Annotated in this window: 6 protein-coding genes, 2 tRNA genes and 2 rRNA genes; 8 read left to right on the top strand and 2 right to left on the bottom strand. The window is 26.3% G+C overall.

All coding sequences use genetic code 11. The features are described 5' to 3' along the window. Positions 1-93: 93 nt before the first annotated feature. From rrf (NG918_RS15545) to NG918_RS15520, 6 genes are all read left to right on the top strand, one after another. Positions 94-210, top strand: a 5S ribosomal RNA gene (rrf, locus tag NG918_RS15545). 6 nt (positions 211-216) lie between these two features. Then, a tRNA-Lys gene (locus tag NG918_RS15540) sits at positions 217-292 on the top strand. A 489-nt stretch (positions 293-781) separates the two neighbouring features. Next, positions 782-1,558, top strand: coding sequence for a flagellar motor protein (locus NG918_RS15535; protein ID WP_252217009.1), 777 nt, complete (start codon positions 782-784; stop codon positions 1,556-1,558). A gap of 4 nt (positions 1,559-1,562) precedes the next feature. Further along, a complete protein-coding gene (locus NG918_RS15530) occupies positions 1,563-2,297 on the top strand; it encodes an OmpA/MotB family protein (protein ID WP_252217011.1) in 735 nt (244 codons plus the stop codon). Between the two features lie 265 nt (positions 2,298-2,562). Then, positions 2,563-2,679: ribosomal RNA gene (gene rrf, locus NG918_RS15525) — 5S ribosomal RNA — on the top strand. A gap of 6 nt (positions 2,680-2,685) precedes the next feature. Then, positions 2,686-2,761: transfer RNA gene (locus NG918_RS15520), tRNA-Lys, on the top strand. Between the two features lie 450 nt (positions 2,762-3,211). Here NG918_RS15520 and hydF read toward each other — a convergent pair. Both hydF and NG918_RS15510 read right to left on the bottom strand, forming a co-directional pair. Then, positions 3,212-4,402: a [FeFe] hydrogenase H-cluster maturation GTPase HydF gene (hydF, locus tag NG918_RS15515; RefSeq protein WP_252217012.1), complete on the bottom strand. Its 1,191-nt coding sequence runs from the start codon at positions 4,400-4,402 to the stop codon at positions 3,212-3,214. 146 nt (positions 4,403-4,548) lie between these two features. Next, positions 4,549-5,313 carry a signal peptidase II gene (locus NG918_RS15510; protein WP_252217015.1) on the bottom strand — a complete coding sequence of 255 codons (765 nt, stop codon included), beginning with the start codon at positions 5,311-5,313 and terminating at the stop codon, positions 4,549-4,551. A 377-nt stretch (positions 5,314-5,690) separates the two neighbouring features. Between NG918_RS15510 and NG918_RS15505 the strand changes: the two genes are divergently transcribed. Both NG918_RS15505 and NG918_RS15500 read left to right on the top strand, forming a co-directional pair. Then, the gene (locus tag NG918_RS15505; RefSeq protein ID WP_252217018.1) at positions 5,691-6,509 is read left to right on the top strand and encodes a pyruvate, water dikinase regulatory protein; all 819 of its coding nucleotides are present in this window, start codon (positions 5,691-5,693) and stop codon (positions 6,507-6,509) included. 33 nt (positions 6,510-6,542) lie between these two features. Then, positions 6,543-7,442 carry a patatin-like phospholipase family protein gene (locus NG918_RS15500; RefSeq protein ID WP_252217020.1) on the top strand — a complete coding sequence of 300 codons (900 nt, stop codon included), beginning with the start codon at positions 6,543-6,545 and terminating at the stop codon, positions 7,440-7,442. Positions 7,443-7,639 lie beyond the last annotated feature (197 nt).

Below are 7,639 nucleotides of genomic sequence, written 5' to 3'. Positions count from 1 at the left end.
TGAAAGAACATTCTTTCAATTGAATAATAACTCACTTAGCATAGCTAAAGGAGTATAGTTTTAACTAAATCATTAGATTTAGAAAGACTAGTATCTGGTGATGATGGCATAGAAGTAACACTCCTACCCATTCCGAACAGGAAAGTTAAGATCTATAGCGCCGAAGGTACTGCACGGGAGACTGTGTGGGAGATTAGGACGTTGCCAGGTTTATTTGCGTGATTAGCTCAGTTGGTAGAGCACCTGACTCTTAATCAGGGTGTCCAGGGTTCGAATCCCTGATGACGCACCAATAATAAAAGCTACTGAATTTTTCAGTAGCTTTTTTTTATAAAAAATTATAAAATCTTTAGATATTAATAAGGTATTGTATTATAGATATATATTGGCTAAGAACTAAAACTAGCATATTAGTCTATAAAATTTTTCATAGTATGTTCAAATAGAAATTGTGATTAAAAAATATGTTTCTAAAGTTATTCACAATTAAATTAAGTTATAAACAGGTATTCATAAATTATTATGAATACCTGTTTATAAATATATAATAATTTATATATTATGTGGAAAAATAATTAAATATAGACTTTTTTAATAATATTACTAAAAAGTTTAAATATTATTAAAGCAGTAAAAATAGTATTTATTTTTTAGTAACAAATTATTAAGTCTATTATATTATTGAACATTATAATTTTATGTTTTAATGGGGGATTAAATTATAGTAAACATTAATATATTAGTTATTAGAAATATAATTTTGTATTTGGGGGAATCTTACATGGATATGATGATTGTATTAAGCTTAATTTTTGCATTTGTAGCTTTAATTTTAGCATTTTTATTAGAAGGTGGAGTAATTACTGCATTATTTCAACTTACAGCTGCAATAATAGTATTTGGTGGTACTTTGGGTGCATTAGGTATATCATTCCCAGGAAATGTACTTAAAAAATTTCCTAAAGTTATGTCTATAGCATTTAAAAAGAGAAAAAATAAGATGGAAGAAAATTTATTGTTTTTTAAAGATATATCTACAAGAACTAGAAAAGATGGACTTTTATCATTAGAAAAAGAAGTTTCTAAAAATAGTGATTTAGATCCATTTATAAAAAAAGGACTTCAATTAGCTATAGATGGAGTAGAACAGTCATCTATTAAGAGTATTTTAGAAACTAAATTAGAGCAAATATCAGAAAGACATCAAGTTGGAATAGAAATGTTTGCAGCAGCAGGTGGATATGCACCTACCATGGGGATAATAGGAACAGTTATGGGACTTATTCAAGTAGTTAGTAACTTAAATGATCCTACTGTATTAGGACCTAAAATAGCAGCAGCTTTTATAGCAACATTATATGGAATTTTAAGTGCAAATATTTTTTGGTTACCAATTGCTAATAAGTTAAAAGTCTTGGATATGGAAGAATATAATGAAAAAGAGATGATTATTAAAGCAATAGTATTAATTCAACAAGGTACAAATCCCAATACTCTTGTAAGTAAACTTGAAGGATTTTTAACAGAGAAGCAATCTAAATTATTAGAGGGTGAATAATTATATGAGGAAAAAAAGAGAAAATAAAGAAAATAGTGAAAGATGGTTACTAACCTATTCTGATTTAATAACTTTGCTAATGGTTTTATTTGTAGTGTTATATGCTTCTTCAAATGTAGATAAACAAAAGTATAAACAAATATCTAATTCCTTTAAACAAGCATTTAGTATAGGTGATGCGCCAGGAGTTATAGAAGAAACAGGAGAAGAAACTAATGAAAATAGCATTGTGAATGATGCTGTAATGGTTGAATCAGAAAAGCTTGATACGGCTAAAAGTAAAGTTGATGAGTTAATTAAGGAATATAATTTAGAAGGTAGCGTTTCAACTCAAATACAAGAAAGAGGTCTTATAATAAGCTTTAATGATAATGTTTTTTTTAACAGTGGAGATGCAACTATTAAAAATGAGTATAAGCAAAAGTTAATATCTATATCTAAAATATTAAATGATATAGATAATTATATAAGAGTTGAGGGAAACACCGATAATGTAGCTATAAATACAGAAAATTTTCATTCTAATTGGCAGCTATCTGCAATTAGAGCAGCTAATGTAGTAGAGTTTCTTGCTAAAGAAGGAAATATAAGTTCTGATAGGCTCTCTGCTATTGGGTATGGTGAATATAGACCTATAAAGAGCAATGATAGTAAAGAAGGACAAGCAGCTAATAGAAGAGTTGATATAGTTATATTAAACAACGAGTATAATAAATCAGAAACAGCATCTATTAAATAATTTATTGCATTTTTATCCATATATATTCTCTATTTTTATTTATAAATTAAGTTTAATATTTTTATGATTTTTTAAACAATAAAAATTTTCAAAAATAAGAATATTTTATAGTAATTTAGAGTATTTAGACGTATATTGAATATAATGTCGATATACGTCTAAAAATACTGTTGACATAATAATAGAAAGTCTATATAATTATGTCTTGTTGAGGTCATCAAACAAAACAAATGATTTCAACTGAAAGAAAAAATCTTTCAAAGGATCTGGTGATGATGGCATGGAAGTAACACTCCTACCCATTCCGAACAGGAAAGTTAAGATCCATAGCGCCGAAGGTACTGCACGGGAGACTGTGTGGGAGATTAGGACGTTGCCAGGTAAGCATGGTTCACTAGCTCAGTCGGTAGAGCACATGACTTTTAATCATGGTGTCCCGGGTTCGATTCCCGGGTGAGCCACCAAAATCGTTTCTTTAATATTAAAGAAACGATTTTTTTATTTCATTTTTAAATTTATTATATTCGAATTATAATTTAGTAAATATTAAAAGAAATAATTCTTTTAATATTAAAATTTAATAACAAATTAAATTTTAAAAAGTAAAATTAATATGTTTCATTATTATTGATAATTAAGAGCGATAAATAAAGTTGATTTGTGATTAAACAAAATAGTCTTTAAATTAGTTTAATTTAAAGACATAATATATACATCTAATAAAAGTAAAAAAGGCATCCTATAAAGTATATATAATAGGATGTCTTTTTTATTTGCTATAGTATATAAGTTTGATTTTAAATATTAATCTAAAATTAAACTGTTATTTTTAATCTGTAGCTTGCTTTATTGAATTTTATATCTATAATATATAAATTGTAATTTGATAAAGTCTTAAATCTTTTAAATTGGTATTATCCAATTAATATGTTACAAGCTCTATCAAGGATTCCATTAAGTTCAGCTAATGCGACTCCAAAATTAGTTATAGGAACATTTTTTTCTTTAACTACCTCTAATCTTGATAATAGTTGCTTTCTTGTAAACATACAAGAACCACAATGTACTATTAATTTAAATTCTGATAAATTCTTTGGAAAATCACTTCCTGATACATTTACTATGTCTAATTTTCCACCAACTTTTTTTTCAAGTAATAAAGGTAGTTTTTCTCTTGCAATATCACCTTTTTGTGCATGATGAGTGCAAGCTTCTGCAATTAATACTTTGTCATTAGGTTTTAAATTATTAATAGCTTTAGCTCCTTTTATAAATAATTCTAAATCACCCTTATATCTTGCCATTAAAATAGAGAATGAGGTTAATCTTATATTTGAGGGAACTATTTCATTTACCTTTTTAAACATTTGAGAATCTGTAATTACTAAAGATGGATTTTTGACTATCTTTAGCAAGTCTTCTAATTCTGTATCTTTGACTGTAAGTGCCATAGCATCATTATCTAGTATATCTCTTATTATTTGTACTTGAGGCAATATAAGTCTTCCTTTAGGGGCTTGGATATCCTGAGGAGCGACTAATATAACCCTAGCCTTAGGATTTACAATATCACCAAGTATAGTAGGCATTTCAAAATCAATAGGTGCATTTTTAATAAGAAGCTCTTTAAATTTACCTATATTTATTTTTTCTCTAGAACTTATTTCTACAAATGGAATATCAAATTCTTTTTGTAATAATTCTAAGTTGCTCATTCCTAAATCAATTTTATTTATTACTCCTATTACAGGAATATTTTTTTGTTTTAAATCTTTAAACCATTCTTTTTCATTTTCAATATTATTATCTTCTGCTGAAAATACAAGTACAGCTAAATCTGTTTTTAACATTACCTCTTTTGTTTTTTCAACTCTTAATGTTCCTAAATCACCAGTATCATCTAATCCAGCGGTATCTATAATAACCACTGGTCCTAAAGGAAGTAATTCCATTGCCTTTGAAACAGGATCAGTTGTAGTACCAGGAGTATCTGACACTAATGAAAGTGGTTGATTTGTTAGAGCATTAATTAAACTTGATTTACCGGCGTTTCTTTTTCCGAATATAGATATATGTAGTCTATTTGCTTTTGGAGTGTTAAGCATAAATATGCCTCCTTTATAACTTGATTTTCAATTTTTAATTAGATAGTGTATTTTTTACTCAATATAAATAGTTCATGTATATTTTTATTATTGGAATAAACAAATTTTATTATTGTTCTATAAACATTTGTAAAACTTCTTTTCTTTTAGTTTTGTTTATTTTTTAGTAACTTGAACTTACTAGATATATCATCTTTTATAAATGTTAAGAAACATCTTAAATTCTGTAAGTCTTCTTTTAGTGTAGTTTCTTCATCTGAAGAAAGATATCCGTTATTAAATAATGTAAGAATAAAAAATAGTATACCTAGATTAATATAAATATCTTTTATGTCTGCAATAAATAAATTGCTAATGCCAATAAAATCTAAACTTCCACCATAAAATAGTTTATCAATTAATGAACAAAGAGCTCCGCTGAATATAAACAAAAAAGACATATCTGCCCAAAAATCTTTATTACCTTTATATAAGGAGTATCTGTATATTTCGACAAATACAAAAAGTGCAATGATATTAAAAAATATTAATAATGTGAAGCTTACATTAGTTCCAAATCTTGCATTTAACCATGAACCATCAGTATTGATTATTGGATTAAAAGATAGTAAATTAGGAATTATATTGATGTAAGTATCAAAATAAAATAACTTTATAAATATTTTTATTCCTTGGTCAATTAGCATTAATGATAAAAAAAGTTTTAACATTGTTTTAAATTTAAATCCATTTTGATTTTTATATCCTATTTTATAAATGAATAATCCTACTAAAGCAAACAAAAACATAAGAAATATATTTAACATTACTGTAGGAGTATCTTTAATCCTACCTGTGAACAATTCAAACAAAAAGTATAAAAACCACATAAGTGGTAGAATGCTTACTGTTAAGATTTTTTTATTATTCATACATTTTCCTCCTAAATATAGTGTGAACAGTTTTTTATATCAATTATAACTCTTACATAATTTATTAAAGCGTTATTTAATGATTTTATTTTATAACTAAAAATATTGTGGTATAAGATTTTTTACACCTATAAATGAGTAAAGGCATAAAATAGATGATTTCATGGTTTATATGCAACTTTTTTTATTATATTAAAGTTTATCATATTAAATTTTAAAATTCATCATTATATAATATATAAATTAAATATTGAAATTTAAAAAATATATTTTTGTATCAAGCAATATTTTACAATACATGTAATATATAATGATAAAATTAAATAAGATATTATATTAGAAAAAACATTATATAAAATTTGAGGGGGGAGTTAATCATGTTAACTATTTTTGCTATATCAGATTCTATAGCAGAAACAGCTCATCAAGTAACACTAGCAGTGGCAGCTCAGTTTAGAGAAAAAATAAAAATAAGAAGAGTACCATATATCAAAACAATTGATGATGTGGATTGTATTTTTCCTGAAATAGCTAAAGTGGAAAGAAAAATAATCATATCAACAATAATTACTGTAGATGTTAGAGAATACTTAACTAAAAAATGTTATGAAGAAGATATTTATATTATGAATGTTCTAGGACCTCTTATAGATTCTATATCAAGTATGTTGAACACTAATCCAGAATATAAACCTGGGGCCATGAGACAAATAGATGAAATGTATTATAAAAGAATAGAGGCTATGGAATTTGCGATGCAATATGATGATAGTAAAGACTATAGAGGACTTAAAAATGCAGATGTAGTTTTAATAGGATTATCAAGAACGTCAAAGACACCATTAAGCATGTATCTAGCTAATAAGGGGATTAAAGCTATAAATATACCATTAATGCCTGAAATAGGTGTACCAGATGATATATATATTATAGATAAGAAGAAAATTTTTGGATTAAAAATAGATCCATTTCAATTAATAGAAATTAGAAAGAAAAGATTAGATAAATTCCATCACATATCTTCAAGTATTGAATATGCTGGTGATGAAAGAATATTAGAAGAATTAGAGTATTCAGATAAGGTAATGAAGAAGTTAGGATGTAAAACAATAGATATAACACAAAGGGCTATAGAAGATACAGCTTTAATTATTTTAGAATCAATTGGATATAATAAGAGCACGAATAGTTATTAGATATATTGTGGTTCTTGGGGAGTGTGATTTAATATGAAAATAGGATTAGTACTATCAGGGGGAGGAGCTAGGGGAGCATATCAAATCGGTGTATGGAAGGCATTAAAAGAGTTGAAAATTGATAGATATATAGAAGTAATTTCAGGGACATCAATCGGTGCATTAAATTCTATATTATTTTGCCAAGGAGATATAGAGAAGGCAGAGGAAGCGTGGCTTAATATATCAAAGGAAAAAGTTCTTCCTATAGATAAGAGAGATTTGAATATTAAAGGTTTTTTAATATCATTAGGATTAAAAAATATGAACTTAGTAAAAAAATGTATGCCAAAGATGATTGATACAGGAAATCTTTCAAGGGGAGGTTTAACTGATATTATTAATAAATATGTAAATTTTAAAGATATAGATGAGTGCAATAAATTATGCTATGTAGCTTGTACAGAGCTTACAACTTTTCAACCTAAATACTTTAAGATTAATGGATATAATGAAGAGAATATAAGAAGTATTTTATTTGCATCATCAGCATTACCTATGATATATGAATCAGAAGAATTTGAATCTATAAAATATTTAGATGGTGGAATGGCTGATAATGTTCCTGTACAGCCTGTATATGGAGAAAACTGTGACATTATAATAGTAGTGCATCTTTCTAAAGATTCTCATATAAATAAAAAGTTATTTCCAAATACTAAAATAATAGAGATATATCCATCTGTTATGGAAGAGGGGGTATTAGATGGTATATTGGATTTTGTTCCTGAGAGTGCTGAAAAAAGAATTAAACTAGGTTATATTGATACCATTGATTATTTAAAGCCAATTATGGATTTAGGTGTATTGGTATTTAAACATAAACCAATACCTGATATAGATACTCAAAAAGTACTTAAATACGTAAAAAGTAAATTTATTAAAAAAGAATAGAAAATTATTGTTGACACGATATAAATAAAATGGTAAGATAAAACACGTCGCTAAGAGATGCGGCCAACAAGAAAGAAAAAAGTTAAGAAATTAAATTTCAACTTATTAAAAACTTGTTGACAGAAAAGAAATTAAATGTTATACTGATTAAGTCGCTTAAGGGTAACACAGTAAAATAAAAGAAAATTTGGTCTTTG

It is taken from the genome of Clostridium sp. ZBS2 (assembly GCF_023845855.1).
GTDB lineage: Bacteria > Bacillota > Clostridia > Clostridiales > Clostridiaceae > Clostridium > Clostridium aquiflavi.
Note: the sequence above shows the minus strand (reverse complement) of the source record. Positions and strands in the feature narration are given on the sequence as shown.